The sequence below is a fragment of the Collinsella sp. OM08-14AT genome (assembly GCF_003438115.1).
GTDB lineage: Bacteria > Actinomycetota > Coriobacteriia > Coriobacteriales > Coriobacteriaceae > Collinsella.
In genome coordinates, this window is record NZ_QSTE01000038.1 from 1 (window position 1) to 1371 (window position 1371).

The window sequence follows — 1371 nt, forward strand, 5'->3', positions numbered from 1 at the left end:
ACCGTTCGGGGGCGAGGTGGAAGTATGGACTGATTTTGGATATAAATATGTCGTCAGCAATAACGCCTCACACGGAGGGGCGCTAACGAATCGGCCCTGACAGGGGCCCGAAAGAAAGGTAGGAGGCCATGACGAAAGGTCTGCACGTGCCTTCCGAGATCGGCAAGCTCAGGAAGGTCTGCCTGCACCGTCCCGGCGACGAGCTCCTCAACCTGCCGCCCGACGAGCTCGAGCGACTCCTGTTCGACGACGTCCCGTTCCTGGAGGTCGCGCAGCAGGAGCACGACACCTTCGCCCAGATCCTTAAGGACCAGGGCGTGGAGGTGCTCTACCTCGAGAACCTCGTCGCAGAGGTGTTCGACCAGGTCCCCGGCGCCCGCGCCGAGTTCACCGACCAGTACATCGCCGAGGCAGGCATCCGCGGCCAGCAGATGCCGCAGATCGTCCGCGAGAAGCTGGACTCCATCGAGGACAACCTCGAGTTCGTCAAGAAGACCATGGCCGGCATGACCAAGGCCGAGATCGACATGCCCCTCACGGCGTCCACGACCCTCGACTCCCTGGTCAACTCCGAGTCCGAGTCCGACCTGATCATCGACCCGATGCCCAACCTCTACTTCACCCGCGACCCGTTCGCGGTCGTCGGCGAGGGCGTCAACCTCAACCGCATGTACTCGGTCACCCGCAACCGCGAGACCCTGTACGGCAAGTACGTCTTCAAGTACCACCCCGACTACAAGGACGTCTCCCTGTACTTCCGCCGCGACTGCCAGTTCCACACCGAGGGCGGCGACGTGCTGAACATCAACGAGAAGACCCTCGCCGTCGGCATCTCCCAGCGCACCCAGGCGGCCGCCATCGACGTCATGGCCCAGAACATCTTCTGGAACTCCGACTCCAAGGTCGAGCGCATCCTGGCCTTCGACATCCCGGTCTCCCGCGCCTTCATGCACCTCGACACGGTCTTCACCCAGATCGACGTCGATAAGTTCACGATCCACCCCGCCATCATGGGCACCCTGCGCGTCTACGAGCTGACCGCCGGCAAGAACCCGGGCGACGTGAACATCCGCCTGATCGAGGACACCCTCGAGCACGTCCTGGAGGACGCCACCGGCGTCGACCAGGTCAAGCTGATCCCCTGCGGCGGCGGCGACCCGATCGCGGCCTCCCGCGAGCAGTGGAACGACGGCTCCAACACCCTGTGCGTCGAGCCCGGCAAGATCTGCGTCTACGCGCGCAACACCGTCACCAACGACGTGCTGTACAAGGAGGGCCTGGACCTTCTCGTCGTGCCCTCCGCCGAGCTCTCCCGCGGCCGCGGCGGCCCGCGCTGCATGAGCATGCCCTTCTGGCGCGAGGACCTCTAAG

At 64.4% G+C, this 1371-nt stretch carries 1 protein-coding gene; it reads left to right on the top strand.

What is annotated here, in order from left to right:
- Positions 1–128 precede the first annotated feature (128 nt).
- Positions 129–1370 carry an arginine deiminase gene (gene arcA / locus DXC18_RS10300; protein WP_117584235.1) on the top strand — a complete coding sequence of 414 codons (1242 nt, stop codon included), beginning with the start codon at positions 129–131 and terminating at the stop codon, positions 1368–1370.
- The last annotated feature ends 1 nt before the right edge of the window (position 1371 follow it).

Coding starts and splice junctions, on each gene's coding strand:
- arcA (WP_117584235.1), top strand. CDS start 129: ATGACGAAAGGTCTGCACGTGCCTTCCGAGATCGGCAAGCTCAGGAAG.